The sequence below is a fragment of the Coprococcus sp. AF102-57 genome (assembly GCF_027686195.1).
Taxonomy (GTDB): Bacteria; Bacillota; Clostridia; order Lachnospirales; family Lachnospiraceae; genus Allocoprococcus; species Allocoprococcus comes.
Map to the genome: position 1 here is coordinate 33177 of NZ_JAQCSY010000021.1, position 20178 is coordinate 53354.

At 45.3% G+C, this 20178-nt stretch carries 19 protein-coding genes; 18 read left to right on the forward strand and 1 reads right to left on the reverse strand.

Features of this window, described 5'->3' with window-relative positions; genetic code table 11:
* Nucleotides 1-94: 94 nt before the first annotated feature.
* Nucleotides 95-736 carry an orotate phosphoribosyltransferase gene (locus PGZ10_RS12835; RefSeq protein WP_118217719.1) on the forward strand — a complete coding sequence of 214 codons (642 nt, stop codon included), beginning with the start codon at nucleotides 95-97 and terminating at the stop codon, nucleotides 734-736.
* 149 nt (nucleotides 737-885) lie between these two features.
* Here the strand turns inward: PGZ10_RS12835 and rpsT are convergent, their stop codons facing one another.
* Nucleotides 886-1149 (reverse strand): 30S ribosomal protein S20, encoded by a 264-nt coding sequence (rpsT, locus tag PGZ10_RS12840; RefSeq protein ID WP_008369333.1) that lies wholly within the window; start codon nucleotides 1147-1149, stop codon nucleotides 886-888.
* Between the two features lie 193 nt (nucleotides 1150-1342).
* On the opposite strand from rpsT, the gene gpr reads away from it, so the two are divergent.
* From gpr to rpsO, 17 genes are all read left to right on the forward strand, one after another.
* Complete coding sequence (gene gpr / locus PGZ10_RS12845; protein WP_270246141.1) at nucleotides 1343-2305, forward strand: GPR endopeptidase; 963 nt, start codon at nucleotides 1343-1345, stop codon at nucleotides 2303-2305.
* A gap of 119 nt (nucleotides 2306-2424) precedes the next feature.
* Nucleotides 2425-3603 carry a stage II sporulation protein P gene (locus PGZ10_RS12850; RefSeq protein ID WP_117556489.1) on the forward strand — a complete coding sequence of 393 codons (1179 nt, stop codon included), beginning with the start codon at nucleotides 2425-2427 and terminating at the stop codon, nucleotides 3601-3603.
* A 228-nt stretch (nucleotides 3604-3831) separates the two neighbouring features.
* Nucleotides 3832-5751, forward strand: a complete 1920-nt coding sequence (locus tag PGZ10_RS12855; RefSeq protein WP_118217721.1) for a DNA gyrase/topoisomerase IV subunit B — start codon at nucleotides 3832-3834, stop codon at nucleotides 5749-5751.
* Between the two features lie 80 nt (nucleotides 5752-5831).
* Nucleotides 5832-8072 carry a DNA gyrase/topoisomerase IV subunit A gene (locus tag PGZ10_RS12860; RefSeq protein ID WP_270541578.1) on the forward strand — a complete coding sequence of 747 codons (2241 nt, stop codon included), beginning with the start codon at nucleotides 5832-5834 and terminating at the stop codon, nucleotides 8070-8072.
* 9 nt (nucleotides 8073-8081) lie between these two features.
* Complete coding sequence (locus PGZ10_RS12865; RefSeq protein WP_270541579.1) at nucleotides 8082-9833, forward strand: molecular chaperone HscC; 1752 nt, start codon at nucleotides 8082-8084, stop codon at nucleotides 9831-9833.
* Nucleotides 9833-10822 (forward strand): DnaJ domain-containing protein, encoded by a 990-nt coding sequence (locus tag PGZ10_RS12870; RefSeq protein WP_270541582.1) that lies wholly within the window; start codon nucleotides 9833-9835, stop codon nucleotides 10820-10822. The genes PGZ10_RS12865 and PGZ10_RS12870 overlap by 1 nt, the downstream gene beginning before the upstream one ends.
* A gap of 12 nt (nucleotides 10823-10834) precedes the next feature.
* The gene (locus PGZ10_RS12875) at nucleotides 10835-11395 is read left to right on the forward strand and encodes a hypothetical protein (RefSeq protein ID WP_270541583.1); all 561 of its coding nucleotides are present in this window, start codon (nucleotides 10835-10837) and stop codon (nucleotides 11393-11395) included.
* 129 nt (nucleotides 11396-11524) lie between these two features.
* Nucleotides 11525-11992 (forward strand): ribosome maturation factor RimP, encoded by a 468-nt coding sequence (gene rimP, locus PGZ10_RS12880; RefSeq protein WP_008369315.1) that lies wholly within the window; start codon nucleotides 11525-11527, stop codon nucleotides 11990-11992.
* 19 nt (nucleotides 11993-12011) lie between these two features.
* Complete coding sequence (gene nusA / locus PGZ10_RS12885) at nucleotides 12012-13193, forward strand: transcription termination factor NusA (RefSeq protein ID WP_008369313.1); 1182 nt, start codon at nucleotides 12012-12014, stop codon at nucleotides 13191-13193.
* A 38-nt stretch (nucleotides 13194-13231) separates the two neighbouring features.
* The gene (rnpM, locus tag PGZ10_RS12890) at nucleotides 13232-13486 is read left to right on the forward strand and encodes an RNase P modulator RnpM (protein ID WP_334294126.1); all 255 of its coding nucleotides are present in this window, start codon (nucleotides 13232-13234) and stop codon (nucleotides 13484-13486) included.
* 10 nt (nucleotides 13487-13496) lie between these two features.
* Nucleotides 13497-13787 carry a L7Ae/L30e/S12e/Gadd45 family ribosomal protein gene (locus PGZ10_RS12895; RefSeq protein ID WP_117823784.1) on the forward strand — a complete coding sequence of 97 codons (291 nt, stop codon included), beginning with the start codon at nucleotides 13497-13499 and terminating at the stop codon, nucleotides 13785-13787.
* 27 nt (nucleotides 13788-13814) lie between these two features.
* Nucleotides 13815-16442 (forward strand): translation initiation factor IF-2, encoded by a 2628-nt coding sequence (gene infB / locus PGZ10_RS12900; RefSeq protein ID WP_117823785.1) that lies wholly within the window; start codon nucleotides 13815-13817, stop codon nucleotides 16440-16442.
* Nucleotides 16443-16455: 13 nt separating this feature from the next.
* Nucleotides 16456-16827, forward strand: a complete 372-nt coding sequence (gene rbfA / locus PGZ10_RS12905; protein ID WP_008369305.1) for a 30S ribosome-binding factor RbfA — start codon at nucleotides 16456-16458, stop codon at nucleotides 16825-16827.
* A gap of 1 nt (nucleotide 16828) precedes the next feature.
* Entirely contained in the window at nucleotides 16829-17791 is a 963-nt protein-coding gene (locus PGZ10_RS12910; protein WP_117556505.1) for a DHH family phosphoesterase, read from the forward strand.
* Nucleotides 17788-18714: a tRNA pseudouridine(55) synthase TruB gene (truB, locus tag PGZ10_RS12915; RefSeq protein ID WP_117556507.1), complete on the forward strand. Its 927-nt coding sequence runs from the start codon at nucleotides 17788-17790 to the stop codon at nucleotides 18712-18714. Before PGZ10_RS12910 ends, truB begins: the two co-directional genes overlap by 4 nt.
* Before the next feature lie 16 nt (nucleotides 18715-18730).
* Nucleotides 18731-19663: a bifunctional riboflavin kinase/FAD synthetase gene (locus PGZ10_RS12920; protein WP_270541584.1), complete on the forward strand. Its 933-nt coding sequence runs from the start codon at nucleotides 18731-18733 to the stop codon at nucleotides 19661-19663.
* Nucleotides 19664-19883: 220 nt separating this feature from the next.
* Nucleotides 19884-20150: a 30S ribosomal protein S15 gene (rpsO, locus tag PGZ10_RS12925; RefSeq protein ID WP_008369295.1), complete on the forward strand. Its 267-nt coding sequence runs from the start codon at nucleotides 19884-19886 to the stop codon at nucleotides 20148-20150.
* Nucleotides 20151-20178 lie beyond the last annotated feature (28 nt).

Consider the following 20178-nt stretch of genomic DNA (forward strand, 5'->3'; position numbering starts at 1 on the left):
AACCTCACGAAATATACATATTGCACAATCTATCCCTCTGTGCTATACTAAAACCAGTCAAAACCACCAAAACAACTTAAAGGAGGAACTAGAAATGGATGAAAGACTGGAAGACCTTCGCTCCGCTAAAAACCCAAAGGCGCGAATTAAAATTTTAAAAGGACACTTTGCAACAAGTCATTCCCACATCAACACCTACATCGACATGTCAACGGTCAAATCCCGTCACAACAACGCCCGTGAAACTGCAAAAGTTCTTGCAGCAGCTTACCTTTCTAACACAACGGTAGATACCATCGTTTGCATGGAAGAGACAGAAGTGATCGGAACCTTCCTTGCCGAGCAGCTTGCCGATGAGAACCAGTACTCACTCAGCAAAGGAAACAACATTTCCATTATTACCCCGGAGATGTATCAGGATGGACAGATCCTGTTCCGTGACAACAAACAGAGAATGGTTGAGAACAAACAGGTTCTGATCCTTGCAGCGTCCATCACAACCGGTAAATCTGTCAAACAGGCAATCGAGTCCATTCTGTACTACGGCGGAAGAGTCTGCGGAATCAGCGCAATTTTCAGTTCAGTCAACAAGATTGCAGGAATGGAAGTCAATACGATCTTCACAAGCAGTGACCTTCCACATTACAGAGCATATTCTCCGGAAGATTGCCCGAAGTGCAGAGAAGGACAGCGGATCGAAGCTATCGTGAACAGCTACGGTTATTCTAAATTATAAGAGAAAATCAGAAGACAAAAAAAGTCTGTACCGAATACAAGCAGCATTTCAGTACAGACTCTTTTTTGAAAGATTTATGAAAACAAAAAAGACAGCCACTGACGGGATGGCTGCCTTTTTATCATTCATTATTTATCTCGAAACCGGAATTAAGCAATTTCGTTAACAGCTTTTGTTAAACGAGAGATCTTTCTTGCACAAGTATTTTTGTGGTAAACACCCTTGCTTCCTGCTTTGTTGATTACAGAGATTGCTTCTTTTAATGCAACCTTTGCAGCTTCAACGTCTTTCTTTTCAACAGCAGTTTCAACTTTCTTTACATAAGTTTTCACTTTAGATTTGATTGCTTTATTTCTAGCTGTCTTTGTCTCAGTTACTAAAATTCTCTTTTTTGCGGATTTAATATTAGCCATTTCCGACACCTCCAAATTATCATTTCATAAATTATATAATCATAATATTGAATTCGACGAAAAGTGACACGGAACATCCGTCGAACACACTTATTTATTTTAGGCGAAGAAAGATTGCTTGTCAATACATAATTCCAATTTTTTGCGAAAAACTAAGTGAATAAGACAGAAAATACAGAAATGGGAGAGGACTATGGTTGAAAAGTATAATATCAGGACGGATCTGGCGCTGGAAGAGAAGGAACGGTTTGAATCTGATCATGTTGAGGTCCAGGGTGTGATCTTGACGGAAGAGTATGATGAGGAAAATGAGATCCGCATCACGACCGTGAGGATTGAGACCGAAAACGGAGCAAAAGTGATGGGGAAACCGGTTGGCAGCTATATCACGATCGAGGCACCGGAAATGGCAGTTCCCGATGAAGGATATCATGAGGAGATTTCACAGCAGCTCCGGAAATTCATTGGAGAACTGCTTCCTAAAAGAAAGATGGAAAAGATCCTGGTGGTCGGTCTTGGCAACCGGCAGGTGACACCGGATGCACTTGGTCCTTATGTGGTAGACAACCTGCATATCACAAGGCATATCATTGAGGAGTACGGAAAGTATGCGGTAGGGGAAGATGAGGTCTGGTCGGTCAGCGCGATCGTGCCGGGGGTTATGGGGCAGACCGGAATGGAGACTGTGGAGGTGATCCGGGGGGTGGTGGCAGAGACAAAACCGGATATCCTTCTGGTGATCGATGCGTTGGCAGCGAGAAATTCAAAAAGGCTGAACCGGACGATCCAGATTGCGGATACGGGAATCAATCCGGGATCCGGGGTGGGAAATCACCGAAATGCAATCACGGAAAAGACAGTCGGGATCCCGGTGATTGCAATCGGTGTGCCGACTGTAGTGGATGCGGCAACCATTGTAGGCGATACGATGGATAATCTGCTCAGTGCAGTGGAAGTATCTGAATCTTTAAAAGGCATGGCAAGTGTGATCAAAGGATACAGTCCGGCAGAAAAATATGAGCTGATCAAAGAACTGATCGCGCCACATTTAAATGGAATGTTTGTAACACCAAAAGATATTGACGAGACCGTCAGGCGAATCAGTTATACGATTTCGGAGGCACTGAATATGCTTTTTGCAGCTTCAGCGACATAATCAGGCAGTGAGCTGCATATATTATGTCAATATGACACAAAAGGTCCGGGGCAGGATCCAGTCTGGAAAGATATGGTTTTGCTACAGCGATCTTCAGAAACTGGCAGGGAGGCGCGCAGATGAAAAAAGAACAGAGAATTTGTGTGCTTCTTGCCATTATGATTTTAGGAATCTGGGGACTGGAAGCAAAAAGCAGCGGTTCACTGATTCCGAAGTCCTGGAAGATTAGGATGATCCAGAGCGTTCAGGAGAATGCGGAGCGGCTTTATATGCCGGGAGTTACATATACGGAAAAAAAACAAGGGGAAATCCGGGTGACGGAGGCTGTTGTCCACATGGCATCTGCTCTGATTCCTCTTGGCAATTATGTGACTGAACGGGAGGCGGCAGAGCTTCTGACAGAAGATGAGGCTACCTATGCGATTCTTGCAAAAAAGCAGGCAGAAGAAGAGAATTCGGTGGATGAAAATGGACAGCTTATCGGGAAAGACAAAAGTGAAGAGACAAGGCAGGCGTCCGTACCGACGATGGATCTTTCGATGGAGCGGCTAAATGATTTTGAATATCTTGTGAGCAATTTTTATACGGTGGATAGCGTGACTTATATCAATCCTTCGGAATTGAACGCTTCGGAGCTGCTTGGAAAGGATTTGAGGATCGATCTGAGTACGGGCGGTTCGAAAATCCTGATCTATCACACCCATTCCCAGGAGACATTCGTAGATTCGGACAATGATCCGTCCACCTCAATTGTAGGGATCGGGCGTTATCTGACGGAGATTTTAAATAACAAATACAAGATTCCGACCATGCATCATGAGGGTGTATATGATCTGATCAATGGGAAACTGGACCGGAGCGAGGCCTATGAATTTGCCAAACCTGAGGTGGAACAGATCCTTGCGGAAAATCCGAGTATCGAAGTGGTGATCGATCTGCATAGAGACGGAGTGGCGGATACTACGCATCTGGTGACAGAGATAAATGGGAAACCGACGGCACAGATCATGTTTTTTAACGGACTGAGCCGGACACGGGTAAACGGAGACCTTGTCGGAATGGCCAATCCATATTTGCAGGATAATCTTGCATTTTCCCTGCAGATGAAGATTGCGGCAGAAACAAAATATCCGGGATTTGCAAGGAGAAACTATCTTCGCGGCTATAAATACAATATGGATCTGATGCCGCGGATGCTTCTTATTGAGGCGGGCGCGCAGACCAACACGGTAGAGGAAATGCGAAATGCCATGGAGGTGCTGGCAGACCTTTTAAATAGTGTGCTGACCGGACGATAGAGGGAGTATTCTTATGACAGAATGGAAACTACAGAAGTTTAATGATATAAAATATGTTATAATGGCAGGGAGGGTCAATTTGGCTTGACAAGAGGATTGAAATTGAGATAGAATTTTTCTTACTGAATTGAAGAAACAGATCAGGGAATCCGGGAAATTGTAAGGAGGCTGCTGCCGCAGGATTTTACCTGGATATTTTAGGATAGATCATAAGAGGAGAGAAAGAAAATGGCAAAAAAGACTACATATGACGCGGAGAGTATTACCATTCTGGAAGGACTTGAAGCCGTCCGGAAAAGACCGGGAATGTATATTGGAAGCGTCAGTACCAAGGGGCTTAACCACCTGGTGTACGAAATTGTAGATAATGCGGTAGATGAGCATCTGGCAGGATTTTGTTCACAGATAGAGGTGACACTGGAAAAGGACGGTTCTGCAACGGTAACAGATAATGGACGCGGTGTGCCGGTAGGTATGCATGCAAAAGGAGTATCGGCGGCCAGAATCGTATATACCACCCTACATGCGGGAGGTAAGTTCGATGATTCGGCATACAAGACAAGTGGCGGTCTGCACGGAGTAGGTTCTTCGGTTGTTAATGCACTATCTACTTATATGGATGTAAAGATCAGCCGTGACGGTGCGGTCCACCACGACCGTTATGAGAGAGGAATTCCGGTGGTAGAACTGGAGGATGGGCTTCTTCCGGTGATCGGGAAGACCAAAAAGACCGGAACCTGTGTCAATTTTCTTCCAGATCCGACAATTTTCGAGAAGACGAGATTTAAAGAGGAAGAGATCAAGAGCCGACTGCATGAGACAGCCTACCTGAATCCGGAACTGACGATTATATTTACAGATAAAAGAAAGACACAGGAAGAGAGGATCGAGTATCATGAACCAGATGGGATCATTGGATTTATCAAGGATCTGAATTCCAAAAAAGAAGTGATCCACGATCCGGTTTACTATAAAGGAGAAGCAGAAGGTATCGAAGTGGAAGTTGCATTCCAGTATGTGAATGAATTTCATGAAAATGTACTAGGTTTCTGCAACAATATTTATAATGCGGAAGGGGGAACCCATCTGACCGGGTTCAAGACGACATTTACGACGATCATGAACCAGTATGCCCGTGAAATTGGTGTGTTAAAGGATAAGGATGCCAACTTTACCGGTGCGGATGTACGGAACGGAATGACGGCGATCGTATCGATCAAGCACCCGGATCCGAGATTTGAGGGACAGACCAAGACAAAGCTGGACAACCAGGATGCGGCAAAAGCGACCGGAAAGGTGACCAGTGATGAGATCCCGCGTTTCTTTGACCGGAATCTGGAGACACTGAAAAAGGTTCTTTCCTGTGCAGAAAAAGCAGCAAAGATCCGTAAGACCGAGGAAAAGGCAAAGACGAATCTTCTGACCAGGCAGAAATATTCTTTTGACAGTAACGGTAAGCTTGCCAACTGTGAGAGCAGGGATGCATCCAAATGTGAAATCTTCATCGTTGAGGGAGATTCTGCGGGAGGAAGCGCAAAGACTGCCCGCGACAGAATGTATCAGGCAATCCTGCCGATCCGTGGAAAGATCCTGAACGTGGAAAAAGCAAGCATCGATAAGGTTCTGGCAAATGCCGAGATCAAGACCATGATCAATGCATTCGGATGTGGATTTTCAGAGGGATACGGTAATGACTTTGATATCACAAAGCTGCGGTATGACAAGATTATCATCATGGCGGATGCGGATGTGGATGGAGCGCATATTTCCACACTGTTGCTGACCTTATTCTACCGGTTTATGCCGGAACTGATATACGAAGGTCATGTCTACGTGGCAATGCCGCCGCTTTATAAGGCAATGCCGAAAAAGGGAGAAGAAGAGTACCTTTACGATGATAAGGCACTGGAGAAATATAGAAAGACACATTCCGACTTTACCCTGCAGCGATACAAAGGTCTGGGTGAAATGGATGCAGAGCAGCTCTGGGAGACAACCCTCAACCCGGAAACTCGAATGATGAAACGGATCGAGATCGAGGATGCACGTATGGCATCCGGTGTAACAGAGATGCTGATGGGAACAGAAGTTCCGCCGCGCCGCGCATTTATTTATGAAAATGCGACAGAGGCAGAACTGGATATTTAAAAACAGATCGGAAAGGCATGGATTTTCAAAAGGGGAAAGTCTGTGTATCAGAAAACATAAACTAGAAGAGGTAAGAGAAAATGGAAGAGTCACAGATCATCCGGACGGAATATTCGGAGCTGATGAAAAAATCATATATTGACTATGCCATGAGTGTTATCATTTCCAGAGCCCTCCCGGATGTCAGGGATGGTTTGAAACCGGTACAGAGAAGAACACTCTATGACATGTATGAGCTGGGAATCCGTTATGACAGACCATACCGTAAATGTGCGCGTATTGTCGGGGATACCATGGGTAAATATCATCCACATGGAGACAGCTCGATCTATGAAGCGCTGGTTGTTATGGCACAGGAATTCAAAAAAGGAATGATCCTGGTAGATGGTCATGGAAACTTCGGCTCCATTGAAGGAGACGGGGCTGCAGCCATGCGTTATACTGAAGCAAGACTGGCGAAAATCACACAGGAGGCATATCTTGCCGATCTGGACAAAGATATCATTGATTTTGTACCGAATTTTGATGAGACAGAAAAAGAGCCGGCAGTTCTTCCGGTAAGAATTCCGAACCTTCTGCTGAACGGTGCGGAAGGAATCGCAGTTGGTATGGCAACCAGTATTCCGACACATAACCTGGGCGAGATTGTGGATGCGGTTAAGGCATACATGAAGAACAATGACATCACGACAAAACAGTTGATGAAGTACATCAAAGGACCGGATTTTCCGACAGGCGGGATCGTTGTCAATAAAGATGATCTGGCAGAAATTTATGAGACTGGAACCGGAAAGATCAAGATTCGTGGAAAAGTAGATGTGGAAGAGATAAAAGGCGGACGGAAGAAGATCGTTATTTCCGAAATCCCGTACACCATGATCGGAGCCGGAATCGGTAAATTTCTGAACGATGTCTGCAATCTGGTGGAGACAAAGAAGACCAGTGACATCGTAGACATTTCCAATCAGTCTTCCAAGGAAGGAATCCGTATTGTAATTGAAGTGAAGCGTGATGCAGATGTGGACAACCTGATCAACATGCTTTATAAAAAAACCAGACTGGAGGATACTTTTGGTGTCAATATGCTTGCGGTAGCCGATGGCAGACCGGAAGTACTGGGACTCAAACGTATCATCGAACATCATGTAGATTTCCAGTTTGAACTTGCAACCAGAAAATATAAGACGCTGCTGAAAAAAGAGCAGGATAAAAAAGAAATCCAGGAGGGTTTGATCAAGGCGTGTGACGTGATCGACCTGATCATTGAGATCCTGCGTGGAAGCTCGTCCATCAGGGATGCAAAAGAATGTCTGACAACAGGTGCGACAGAGAAAATCAAGTTTAAGTCGAAAAGATCTGAGAAGATGGCATCCATGCTCCGGTTTACCGACCGGCAGGCACAGGCAATTCTGGAGATGCGTCTGTACAAGCTGATCGGTCTGGAAATCGAGGCGCTGATGAAGGAACATGAGACAACGCTTGCAAATATTGCAAAATATGAGGATATTCTGAATAATTATGATTCTATGGCGAAGGTGATCATTGATGATCTGGATGCGCTGAAAAAAGAATATGCCGTGAAGCGTAAAACGAAGATCGAGAATGCAGAAGAAGCTGTGTTTGAGGAAAATAAAGTACAGGAGCAGGAGGTTGTCCTTCTGATGGACCGCTTTGGTTATGCTAAGACGGTAGATGTATCCGTCTATGAACGTAACCGGGAAGCGGCAGATAAGGAGAATAAGTATATTCTGTGCTGTATGAATACCGGCAAGCTGTGTCTTTTTACATCGGATGGCAAGATGCATCAGATCAAAGTGATGGATCTCCCTTATGGAAAGTTCAGGGACAAAGGATTTCCAATCGACAATGTAAGTAATTTTGACAGTACAAAAGAAGAAATCGTATATCTGTGTGATGACAGAGAACTCTTTTTCTCAAAATTCCTGTTTGCCACGAAGCAGGGAATGATCAAAAAGGTGGCAGGAAGTGAATTCCAGGTAACTAAGCGGACAATCGCGGCAACGAAACTGCAGGATGAAGATGCACTGGTAAGTATCCAGCCGATCCGGGATGTGCAGGATGTAGTTCTGATGACGGAGAATGGATTTGTGCTCCGTTTCCCTGCAGAAGAAGTTTCGGAGAAGAAAAAGGGTGCAGTTGGTGTACGCGGTATGAAATTACAGAAAAATGACAGTGTAGAAGAGGTATATCTGTTTGAAGAAGGAACGGAGAGCAAGGTAATCTTCCACGAAAAAGAAGTGACACTGAACCGTTTGAAACGGGCAAAAAGAGATGGAACAGGAACACGAATGAGAAAGTAGGTCGGTCATATGGCAACGGTAGGAATTGATCTTGGAACAACAAACAGTCTGGTAAGCGTATGGCAGGATGATAAATGCACGTTGATTCCAAATAATCTGGGAGAATATTTAACACCGTCGGTAGTAGGAATTGATGAGAACGGTGAAATGCTGGTGGGAAAAACCGCGAAAGAGCGGCTGATCTCCCATCCGGAAAGTACAGTGGCAAGCTTCAAGCGTTTTATGGGGACGGAGAAGACATTTATGCTTGGAAACAGGCAATTTACAGCGGCAGATCTGTCATCCATGGTCCTGCGGCAGCTGAAAGAAGATGCGGAAAAATACCTGGGTGAGCCGGTTGAAGAGGCAGTCATCAGTGTTCCGGCGTATTTTAATGATTTTCAGAGAAATGCGACGAAGATGGCAGGAGAGCTTGCCGGACTTACTGTGGAGCGTCTGGTCAATGAGCCGTCGGCGGCAGCACTTGCCTATCGCTTTGGAAAGACGGAGGAGGATCAGACCTTTCTGGTGTTTGACTTTGGCGGAGGAACTCTGGATATCTCGATCGTGGATGCATTTGACAGTGTGATCGAGATTGTGGCAGTTGCCGGGGACAATCATCTCGGCGGAGATGACGTGAACCGTGCAATTGCAGAGAAATTCCTGAGTGTCAACCAGATCGATGAGGGCAGGATCACCAATGAAGAGAGAGCCAGCCTGATCCGTGAGAGTGAAAAGCTGAAACGGACGCTGACAAGTGAGCCGGAGGGCGAGATGGAGGTTGTGATCGGCGGACAGGTTTACCAGATGAAGCTGGATGCGAAAGGACTCCTTGAAGTGTCCTCAAAGCTGCTTGAAGGAATCGGAATTCCGCTCAAGCGGGCGATGGATGACAGCGGTTATGGCTGGGAGGATATTGACGAGATCATTATGATCGGTGGATCCGGTAAGATGAAGATCGTGCAGAATTATCTGCAGTTTTTGAGCGGCAAAAGACCGCGGTGTGAGATCGATCCGGATGTTGCGGTTGCGGTCGGCGCCGGAATGTATGCCGGAATCAAGGAGCGGCAGCAGGCAGTGCGGGATGTACTTCTTACAGATATATGTCCGTTTACACTCGGAACCGAGATCATTCACGGGGATCCGAAAGGACCGGCGATCATGTCTCCGATCATTGAGCGAAATTCGGTTCTTCCGATCAGCCGGGTGGAGCGATACTGGACGGTACATCAGTTCCAGGAATACTGTGATATCACGATTTTACAGGGCGAGCACCGCTATGCAGACCAGAATCTGGAGCTCGGGCGGATCCGTGTGCCGGTGCCGCTGGCAAGAAGAGAGGATCAGAGGGAAGCGGTGGATGTCCGATTTACCTATGACATTAACGGAATTCTGGAAGTGGATGTGACCGTGGTGAGCACCAAGGAGCATTTCAGTAAGGTGATCGTCAACAAAGATATCCATCTGACACCTGAGCAGATCGAGGAAAGAAGAAAAGAGCTGCAGAAAATAAAGATCCACCCAAGAGAGCAGGAAAAGAACCGGCTTCTGATGGAGAGAGGAGACCGTCTTTACGAAGAAAACACTGGAGAAATCCGAAAATATCTAGACAAGATCCTGGCAGATTTTTCAGTTGCATTAAATGCACAGGATCTGCGGACGATCGAGAAGGCGTATATAAGGACAAGTGAGCTTCTGGACATTGTGGAGAATACACCGAAGAGATCGGTGCCGGTCAAGATAGAAGCTTATCTGTATGATGAGTGGAGGAGGCAGCAGTGATGAACTGTTTTACGGTACTTGGGATTGAACCAACAACGGAAAAGAAAAAGATAAAGAGAGCATATGCGGCAATGTCCAGGGAATTCCACCCGGAAGAACATCCGGAGGAATTCCAGAGGATCCACGATGCCTATGAAGAGGCGCTTGCGTGGGCGGAGCGCAATGCGGGAAGAGGGGAAGAGCCACAGATGCCGGAAGAGCCGCGGCGGATGGAGATGGGAGCCGCGGAGCAGGAAAAAGCAGCGGAATCTGAAACATGGAATTATGCAGAGCCGGAGAGAAATCCGGAAGAGGCTTACATGGAAAATCCTCAGAAAGAAGATGCACAGTCAGAAGAATCTTCTGCGCAGTATGAAGAACTTCCTGTGCATTCTGACGAAGATTCTGAGGAAAGTTTCCGGGAAGAAGAGGCAGGAGAGCTACCTGTACAGTTAGAGGAAGATTTCCAGACATGGGACAGTGACTGGACCCGTCAGTTCCAGAATATGGCGGATGCTTCTGAGCGACAAGGCGCGGATGACCGTGAGGTCCGGAAAATCATGGAGCAGTGCATCAGTCTGTATTTGAATGAAAAGGAACGGAATAAGCTGTATCACTGGAAGGATATTCTGGAGGAACCGGCGTATAGAGAATATTTCCGAACAAAAACCTTTGTGGAATCCTGGTATCATTTTCTGGATACCCACCGGATGTTTGATGCGGCGATCTGGCAGTATTTTCAGTGGATTGATGGAAAATTATTTTCAGCTCTTGAAGCAGATGTGATGCCGTTTGCCTATCCGACACAAGAAGAAATCGAAAGAATGCCGCGGCAGGAGACACCGGAACAGACGCAGGAGAGGCGAACACCGGAGCCTGGTCCGGCACTTCCAAAGGTGAAAAAGGAGAAATCCAAAGCGGTGAAGGTACTCTTATATCTTGCGGCGCTTGTGGGAACCGGGATCGGCGGAATGATCCTTGGAATTATAGCAGGTACGATATTAGGGTAAGGAGGACGGAAGATGAAAAAGAAAAAATTCGGAAAAAGAATTTTTGCAATCGTTCTTCTTGTTGTGATTGGAATTGGCGGTTTTTACTTTGGATATGATATCGGAAGAATGGATCACGATGAGGAGAGGATTCGGGCAGAGCTGAAAAAGACGACTGCTGATTCAGAAATATCCATCCGCCCGGTTGCAAAGGGTGGTACTGGAAAAACGGAGATCGAAATCCTGACAGAATGTCTGGAGGATGCGAAGGACAGCCTGGAGAATCTGGAAAAATATAATGAACAGCTGCAGGCACTCGATGGAAAGACACCGGATACAGAAACCGTTGTTTTGATACAGGATCTGGATGATAAGAATGAAAAAGCATATGAAGTACTGAAAGATCTTACGGAAAACCCGGCGGGATACATTGCAGAAAAAGCAGCGGCGCGTGGCGAAGGTGATGAAGTCTGGGCAGATGACTGGGCGGCAGATATCCAGGTTGTAAAATGGCTGAAAGAGAACGACGGAAAGCGTCTTTACAAAGAGAATCAGGCATATATTTTAAAAATCCTTGCATTTCAGGAAAAGTAGTGCTATACTGTATGCAGTTACATAAGAAATCTGGCAGAAGAGTGGACGAAAGTTCACTCTTCTTTTTGCCAGTCATACAACCAAAATCGGACAGATTTTTGGAGCCTGATTAAGAAAGGAAGTTGCAGATTGTCAAAAAAAGAAGTATATGAACAGAAAACAGAAGAGATTCTGAACCCAATCGTGGAAAAGCATGGATTTGATCTCTGGGATGTAGAATATGTAAAAGAGGGCGGAAACTGGTACCTGCGTGCTTATATTGATAAGCCGGGAGGAATTATGGTCGATGACTGTGAGGTTGTAAGCCGGGAACTTTCAGACATTCTGGATGAGAAGGATTTTATCGATGAAGCGTATATTCTGGAAGTGAGTTCGCCGGGACTTGGCAGACCGCTGAAGAAAGAAAAAGACTTTGCAAGAAGCCTGGGAGAAGAAGTAGAGGTTCGTACTTACCGGGCAATCGACAGACAGAAAGAGTTTATTGGAATCTTAAAAGATTATGATAAAGATACAGTTACCATTGAATATGAAGACGGCGAGACGATGACATTTGATAAAGCAGACATCGCACTGATCCGTCTGGCGTTCGATTTCTAGTGACAGGAGGAAGAAGGAAATGAATACCGAATTATTAGAAGCACTTACAATTCTTGAAGAGGAAAAAGATATCAGCAGAGATACTCTGATGGATGCCATTGAGAATTCACTGATCAATGCATGTAAGAATCATTTCGGAAAAGCAGACAATATCAAAGTAATTATGGATAAGGAGACATGCGATTACACTCTGATCCAGGAGAAAACCGTTGTAGAAGAAGTAGAGGACAAAGTAGAACAGATCAGTCTTGCAGATGCGAAGATGATCGATCCTTCTTATGAGATCGGTGACATCGTACAGATCCCGGTTGAGTCCAAATCTTTCGGACGTATCGCAACACAGAATGCAAAGAACCTGATTCTTCAGAAGATCCGCGAAGAAGAAAGAAAAGTTGTATATGATCAGTACTTTGAAAAAGAAAAAGATATCGTGACAGGTGTGGTTCAGAGATATATTGGCAAGAATGTCAGTGTAAACCTTGGAAAAGCAGATGCGATCCTTACTGAGAATGAGCAGGTAAAAGGTGAGAAATTCGAGCCGACAGAGCGTATCAAACTTTACGTTGTAGAGGTGAAGAACACGACAAAAGGACCAAAGATCCTTGTATCAAGAACACATCCGGAACTGGTTAAGCGTCTTTTTGAGGCGGAAGTAACCGAGGTGCGTGATGGTATTGTAGAGATCAAGAGCATTGCAAGAGAAGCAGGTTCCCGTACCAAGATCGCAGTATGGTCTAACGACCCGGATGTAGATCCGGTTGGAGCATGCGTTGGTATGAACGGTGCCAGAGTCGGAGCCGTTGTAAATGAACTCCGCGGTGAAAAGATTGATATCATCAACTGGAGTGATAACCCGGCAATCCTGATCGAGAATGCACTCAGCCCGGCGAAGGTTATTTCTGTAATGGCTGATCCGGATGAGAGAACAGCAAGTGTAATTGTACCGGATTACCAGCTTTCACTTGCAATCGGTAAAGAAGGTCAGAATGCACGTCTTGCAGCAAGACTGACCGGATATAAGATCGATATCAAGAACGAAACACAGGCGATCGAGTCTGGCGAACTTCCGGCAGATTATATGAATATGGCTGAGAATTATGAAGATGATTATCAGGAGGAAGAGTATTCAGACGAAGAATATTCTGCTGATGAAGAATCAGAGGAAGAAGTAGCAGATGATCTTGATCTGTATGAAGAATAGACAGAGGTGATTATTTGAGTACGACCAAAAAGATCCCGATGCGTAAATGCGTGGGATGTCAGGAAATGAAGAATAAAAAAGAAATGCTGCGTGTTCTGAAAACAGCAGAAGGCGAATTCATTCTGGACGCAACCGGACGTAAGAACGGGCGCGGGGCATATCTGTGCTTTTCCGGAAAATGTTTGCAGGAAGCAATAAAGAATAAAGGACTGGAACGTTCTTTCAAACAGGCGATACCAAAAGAGATATACGAAAATCTGGAAAAGGAGCTGGAGCAGCTTGAACATAAATAGAGCATTATCGATGATCAGTCTGGCGACCAAAGCCGGCAAGACAAAGAGCGGGGAATTCATGACAGAAAAAGAAGTCAAGGAAGGACGCGCGCATCTGGTGATTGTGGCAGACGACGCATCGGACAATACAAAAAAGAAATTTCAGAACATGTGTGATTTTTATAAAGTGCCAATATACTTTTTTGAAGATAAAGATACCCTGGGCCATGCGATGGGAAAAGAGTTCCGCGCTTCGCTTGCAGTAACAGATGCAGGGTTTGCAAAAGGAATCAGAAAACATCTGGATATGGAAGAAGAATAATAGGAACTGTATACAGGAGGTAGATTTATGGCAAAATTAAGAGTATATGAACTGGCAGAACAGATGAATAAGACAAATAAAGAAATACTCTCTATATTAAAAGATAAAGGAATTGAGGTGGCAAGTCATATGAGTACACTTTCAGATGAACAGATTGATGCAGTAAAAAGTGAAAAATCTTCTGAAGATACCCCGAAGAAGAAAAATATCGTTCAGGTTTTCAGACCGCAGAACTCACAGGGCGGCGGAAGAGGCCGTAATGGTCAGGGACGCCCGCAGGGCAGTCGAAACGGACAGCGCCCGCAAGGCAATGGAAATGGCCAGGGACGCTCACAGGGCAATGGAAACAGACAGGAACGTCCACAGAATGGTAACAGCCAGGGACGCCCTCAGGGAAATGGTCAGGGACGTCCGCAGAACGGAAACAGACAGGAACGCCCGCAGGGTAATGGAAATGGCCAGGGACGTCCACAGAACGGAAACAGACAGGATCGTCCGCAGGGAGAAAACCGTGATAACAGACAGCGCAGAAATCCAAACGGACCAAGAAACGGTCAGGATCAGAGACAGGGACGCCCGGGTGATGGAAGAAGAGATGGCGGATTCCAGAACCGCGGAGACAGAAGAGATAATCGAGATAACCGTGATAACAGAGACGGAAGAGAGATGCGTGATGGCGGACGCCGTGACGACAGAAGAAAATCTAGCCCGTCTATTCCGGCACCTGCAATCGCAGAACAGAAACCAAGCCGCAACAAACCAAAAGATGCGCACAAGAAGAAAGAATATAACAGAAATGAAGAGAACGAAGACAGACTGCAGAAAGGCAAAAAGGGCAAAAACAATAACGCTCAGCCGAAAATGGTAAAACCACAGCCGAAGAAAGAGGTTGTGGAGGAGCAGATCAAGCAGATCACAATTCCGGAAGTACTTACAATCCAGGAACTTGCAGATGCAATGAAGATCCAGCCATCCGTAATCGTTAAGAAACTCTTCATGCAGGGCAAGATTGTAACAGTCAACCAGGAAATTGATTACGAGACAGCTGAAGAAATCGCTCTGGAATTCGATGTACTCTGTGAAAAAGAAGAAGTAGTCGATGTGATCGAAGAACTTCTGAAAGAAGACGAAGAAGACGAAAAGAAAATGAAGAAACGTCCGCCGGTAGTCTGCGTTATGGGACACGTTGACCACGGTAAAACCTCTCTTCTTGACAAGATCCGTGATACTCATGTCATCGCAGGAGAAGCAGGTGGAATCACACAGCATATCGGTGCTTCAGTTGTGGAAATCAACGGTGAGAAAATCACCTTCCTCGATACACCGGGACATGAAGCATTTACCGCAATGCGTATGCGTGGTGCAAATTCTACCGATATTGCAATCCTGGTTGTTGCAGCAGATGACGGTGTCATGCCGCAGACTGTAGAAGCGATCAACCATGCAAAGGCAGCAGGGATCGAGATCGTAGTTGCGATCAACAAGATTGACAAGCCAAGTGCCAATATCGACCGTGTAAAACAGGAACTGACCGAATATGAACTGATTCCGGAAGACTGGGGCGGAAGCACTATCTGTGTACCGGTATCTGCTCATACAGGAGAAGGAATCAAAGAGCTTCTGGAAATGGTTCTTCTTACCGCAGAAGTGATGGAACTGAAAGCAAATCCGAACCGCCGCGCAAGAGGTCTTGTAATTGAGGCTGAGCTTGACAAAGGAAAAGGACCGGTTGCAACCGTTCTTGTACAGAAGGGTACACTCCGTGTCGGAGATCCGATCGCAGCAGGTTCTGCATATGGTAAAGTACGTGCCATGATGGATGACCAGGGACGCCGTGTAAAAGAAGCAGGTCCTTCTATGCCGGTTGAGATCCTCGGTCTTAATGATGTGCCGAATGCAGGTGAAGTATTTGTTGGCTGCAAGAATGATAAAGATGCAAGAAGCTTTGCAGAGACATTCATCAGTCAGAACAAGATCAAGAAACTGGAAGAAACCAAGTCCAAGATGTCTCTGGATGATCTGTTCAACCAGATCCAGGAAGGCAACTTAAAAGAACTTGGAATCGTTGTAAAAGCAGACGTACAGGGATCTGTAGAAGCGATCAAGCAGAGCCTTGTCAAACTTTCCAATGAAGAAGTCGTTGTTAAGATCATCCATGGTGGTGTTGGTGCGATCAATGAATCTGACGTTACGCTTGCAGCAGCATCCAATGCGATCATTATCGGATTCAATGTACGTCCGGACGCAACTGCAAAGGAAACGGCAGAACGTGAAGGCGTTGATGTGAGACTGTACCGTGTCATCTACAATGCGATCGAAGACGTTGAAGCAGCCATGAAGGGTATGCTTGAGCCTGTATTTGAAGAAAAGGTACTTGGCCATGCCGAAGTACGTCAGACATTCAAGGCTTCCGGAGTCGGAACAATTGCAGGATCTTATGTCCTTGATGGTACATTTGAACGTGACTGCCAGGCAAGAATCGTTCGTGACGGCGTTGTGATCTATGATGGAAAGCTTGCTTCATTAAAGCGTTTCAAAGATGATGTGAAGGAAGTTAAAGCCGGATATGAATGTGGTTTCGTATTTGAACGTTTCAACGATGTCAAAGAAGGAGACCAGGTAGAAGCATTCAAGATGGTGGAAGTTCCTAGATAAAGAAGGGTAGAAAATGAGAAAAAACAGCATTAAGAATACAAGAGTAAACGCAGAGGTACAGCGTGAACTTAGTACTATTCTGCGTGGAGGGATCAAGGATCCGCGTGTTGCACCGATGACTTCGGTTGTAGCGGTAGAGGTTGCTCCGGATCTTAAAACCTGCAAAGCATATATCAGTGTCCTGGGCGATGAAAAAGCCCAGGCTGATACCCTGAAGGGATTACAGAGCGCAGAAGGCTATATCCGCCGCGAACTTGCTCATACACTGAATATGCGTAACACACCGGAGATCAAGTTCGTACTGGATCAGTCCATTGAATATGGTGTCCGGATGTCAAAGAAAATTGATGATGTAACAAGAGATTTACGGGAAGAGGATGATTAGTATGTTATTAGATGCAATTTCAAAAGCCGGGACGATCGCACTTGGCGGACATGTCCGCCCGGATGGGGACTGTGCTGGTTCCTGCATGGGATTGTATAACTATGTCAGAGAGAATTTTCCTGAAAAAGAGATCGATGTTTATCTGGAAGAGCTTCCGAATACACTGAAGTTCATGAAAAATACAGATAAGATCCGGCATGAAGTGACGGAAGAAAAAACCTATGATCTGTTTATCGCACTGGATTGTGGGGATATGGGAAGACTTGGATTTTCGGCAGTCCTTTTCAAAAAAGCGGCAGTAAGATTCTGTGTAGATCATCATGTGAGCAACCAGAGTTTTGCAGACCAGAACTATATCATGCCAGATGCAAGCTCGACAAGTGAGCTGATCTACGATCTGCTGGATTATGGGAAGATGTCTGTGGAGACTGCCGAGTGCCTTTACACAGGAATGGTGCATGATACCGGTGTGTTCCGTTATTCCTGTACCCATCCGTCGACCATGCGCGCAGCAGCAGCACTGATGGAAAAAGGGATCGATTTTACAAAAATAATTACAGAGACTTTTGATGAAAAGACCTATGCACAGAACCAGGTTCTGGGGCGTGCATTGTTGGAAAGCTTTCTTTTTATGGACGGAAGATGTATTGTATCTTACGTTACAAAAGAAGAGATGGATTTCTACCAGGTAAAAGCGAAACATCTGGATGGAATCGTAAGCCAGCTGAAACTCACAAAAGGTATCGATGTTGCAATTTTTATGTATGAGCTTGAACATGGAACTTTTAAGGTAAGTCTGCGATCCAGTGAAAAGATAGATGTAAGTGTAGTTGCAAGCTATTTTGGCGGCGGCGGACACGCAAGAGCAGCCGGATTCTCCATGACTGCCACACCACATGATATCATCAACAATCTGGCAAGAAGACTGGAACTTCAGTTTAACAGTGGGAGCGAAGCGGAATGATACATGGCGTACTGAATGTATATAAAGAAAAAGGCTATACGTCCCATGATGTGGTTGCAAAGCTGCGCGGGATCGTAAAGCAGAAAAAGATCGGGCATACCGGAACCCTTGATCCGGATGCCGAAGGAGTACTTCCGGTCTGCTTTGGGAAAGCAACAAAGCTTTGTGACCTGCTGACAGATAAAGATAAAACCTATCAGGCGGTTCTTCTTCTCGGTCAGGTGACGGATACACAGGATACTTCCGGTCAGGTTCTGGAAAAACATAGCACAGAAGATCTGACCAATGAAAAAGTAGAAAATGTGATCCGCAGCTTTGAGGGAGAATACGATCAGATTCCGCCGATGTATTCGGCACTCAAAGTTAACGGGAAAAAGCTTTATGAGCTTGCCAGAGAGGGCCAAGAAGTAGAGCGGAAAGCACGAAGAATTACGATTCATGAGATCCGGATCCTGGAGATCAATCTTCCGGAGGTAAAACTGGAAGTGACCTGTTCAAAGGGAACGTATATCCGTACACTGTGTCATGATATCGGTCAGAAGCTTGGCTGTGGCGGATGCATGAAAGAGCTTTTGAGAACACGTGTAGAGCGGTTTGGACTTGAAGACAGTATCCGGCTCGGTGAAATTGCACAGCTTCAGAAAGAAGGGATTCTGGAGGAGAAGATCATCGCGATAGATGAAATGTTTCCAACGTATGCACAGGTCGTACTGCCACCGAAAACGGCCGCGGCAGTACGGAACGGGAATAGTTTCAGAAAAAGAGATATTTCACAGGAAACAGCATTAAAGGAGTATGAGAACGATGAGAGAGTCCGCGTGTACGATGAATCGCATCAGTTTATTGCGATTTACTGTTACTGCAGGAAAGACGATCTCTTCAAGATTGTAAAAATGTTTTTTGATGGAAATGAAAAAAAGTAATTAAAGAGGAAAGAACATGGACTATATCAGAGGGCTGGAAGCCTATCAGGATTCCAGAGAGGCAGCAATCACACTCGGCAAATTTGATGGAGTTCACAGAGGACATCAGAAGCTGATCAAAAAAGTATGTCAGCTGAAGGCGAAAAAAGGCGTTCGTTCTGTTGTGTTTGCATTTGATATGAATCCGCTTTATGAAAAGCTTGGAAAATCAAGAGAAGGGATCATGTCCAATGAGGAGCGCAGATGTCTTCTGGACGAGAAAGTAGATGTACTGCTGGAATGCCCGTTTTCCGAAGATGTCACAAGTATGCCGGCAGAGGATTTCATCCGGAAGATTCTGATTGAGAAAATTCATGCCCGGTATATTGTGATCGGAACGGATTTCCACTTTGGGCATGACAAGCGTGGTGATGCAAAAATGCTTGCAGAATATGCCGATGTGTATGGATATGAACTTTTTGTGATTGAAAAAGAGATGTACGGAAAACGGGAGATCAGCAGCAGCTATGTCAGGGAAGAACTTCGGAAGGGAAATATGGAAGCTGTGAATGATATGCTGGGGTATGCATATACTGTACGGGGAAAAGTAGAGCATGGCAGGCAGCTGGGCAGAAAACTGGGATTTCCGACACTTAATGTACATCCGTCAAGGGATAAACTTCTTCCACCGAACGGAGTTTATCTGGATAGTGTGAGGATTGATGGAATCTGGTACAACGGAATCGGTAATGTCGGGTTTAAGCCAACGGTATCCGATGAGAAGAGGATGCTGATCGAGAGCAATCTGCTGGATTACAGTGGTGATGCCTACGGAAAAGAGGTAGAGATCCAGCTTTATCATTTTAAGAGACCGGAGCAGAAGTTTGAATCGATAGAAATGATGAAGGCTCAGATCGATCAGGATATTGCTTACGCAAAAGAATTTTTCCGTTATCATCATAAGAAATAACAGAGCCGGTGAAAAAGCTTCGGAAATGCGGTTATTTACAGGCAGCCTGTGAACAGGAATATGAAAACCTGCCAGATGCGGGAAAGATAAAATCCTTCTTGACAGGATTCGGGGCATATGGTACACTAGGCAAGTATGAAAAACCGATGTTCGGCAGATGGAATCTCCAACCACTGCTTAATATCAGGCAATTAACAGTATATTTAGGAGGTAGTGACAAATGATCACAAAAGAAATGAAAGAACAGATTATCAAAGAATACGGAAGAACAGAAGGAGATACAGGATCTCCGGAAGTACAGGTAGCTCTTCTTACAGCAAGAATCAATGATCTTACAGATCACTTCAAAGCTAATCCGAAGGATCACCACTCAAGAAGAGGACTTCTTAAGATGGTTGGACAGAGAAGAGGACTTCTTGCATACCTTAAGAAGAATGACATTGAAAGATATCGTTCACTGATCGAAAGATTAGGTTTAAGAAAGTAAGACGTATTTTACAGGGAGCGAAAGGCAT

Coding starts and splice junctions, on each gene's coding strand:
- rpsO (WP_008369295.1), top strand. CDS start 19,884: ATGATCACAAAAGAAATGAAAGAACAGATTATCAAAGAATACGGAAGA.
- PGZ10_RS12850 (WP_117556489.1), top strand. CDS start 2,425: ATGAAAAAAGAACAGAGAATTTGTGTGCTTCTTGCCATTATGATTTTA.
- PGZ10_RS12895 (WP_117823784.1), top strand. CDS start 13,497: ATGATCAGTCTGGCGACCAAAGCCGGCAAGACAAAGAGCGGGGAATTC.
- PGZ10_RS12870 (WP_270541582.1), top strand. CDS start 9,833: ATGAACTGTTTTACGGTACTTGGGATTGAACCAACAACGGAAAAGAAA.
- PGZ10_RS12865 (WP_270541579.1), top strand. CDS start 8,082: ATGGCAACGGTAGGAATTGATCTTGGAACAACAAACAGTCTGGTAAGC.
- rbfA (WP_008369305.1), top strand. CDS start 16,456: ATGAGAAAAAACAGCATTAAGAATACAAGAGTAAACGCAGAGGTACAG.
- PGZ10_RS12875 (WP_270541583.1), top strand. CDS start 10,835: ATGAAAAAGAAAAAATTCGGAAAAAGAATTTTTGCAATCGTTCTTCTT.
- PGZ10_RS12860 (WP_270541578.1), top strand. CDS start 5,832: ATGGAAGAGTCACAGATCATCCGGACGGAATATTCGGAGCTGATGAAA.
- rnpM (WP_334294126.1), top strand. CDS start 13,232: ATGCGTAAATGCGTGGGATGTCAGGAAATGAAGAATAAAAAAGAAATG.
- PGZ10_RS12855 (WP_118217721.1), top strand. CDS start 3,832: ATGGCAAAAAAGACTACATATGACGCGGAGAGTATTACCATTCTGGAA.
- truB (WP_117556507.1), top strand. CDS start 17,788: ATGATACATGGCGTACTGAATGTATATAAAGAAAAAGGCTATACGTCC.
- rpsT (WP_008369333.1), bottom strand. CDS start 1,149: ATGGCTAATATTAAATCCGCAAAAAAGAGAATTTTAGTAACTGAGACA.
- infB (WP_117823785.1), top strand. CDS start 13,815: ATGGCAAAATTAAGAGTATATGAACTGGCAGAACAGATGAATAAGACA.
- gpr (WP_270246141.1), top strand. CDS start 1,343: ATGGTTGAAAAGTATAATATCAGGACGGATCTGGCGCTGGAAGAGAAG.
- PGZ10_RS12910 (WP_117556505.1), top strand. CDS start 16,829: ATGTTATTAGATGCAATTTCAAAAGCCGGGACGATCGCACTTGGCGGA.
- PGZ10_RS12835 (WP_118217719.1), top strand. CDS start 95: ATGGATGAAAGACTGGAAGACCTTCGCTCCGCTAAAAACCCAAAGGCG.
- PGZ10_RS12920 (WP_270541584.1), top strand. CDS start 18,731: ATGGACTATATCAGAGGGCTGGAAGCCTATCAGGATTCCAGAGAGGCA.
- nusA (WP_008369313.1), top strand. CDS start 12,012: ATGAATACCGAATTATTAGAAGCACTTACAATTCTTGAAGAGGAAAAA.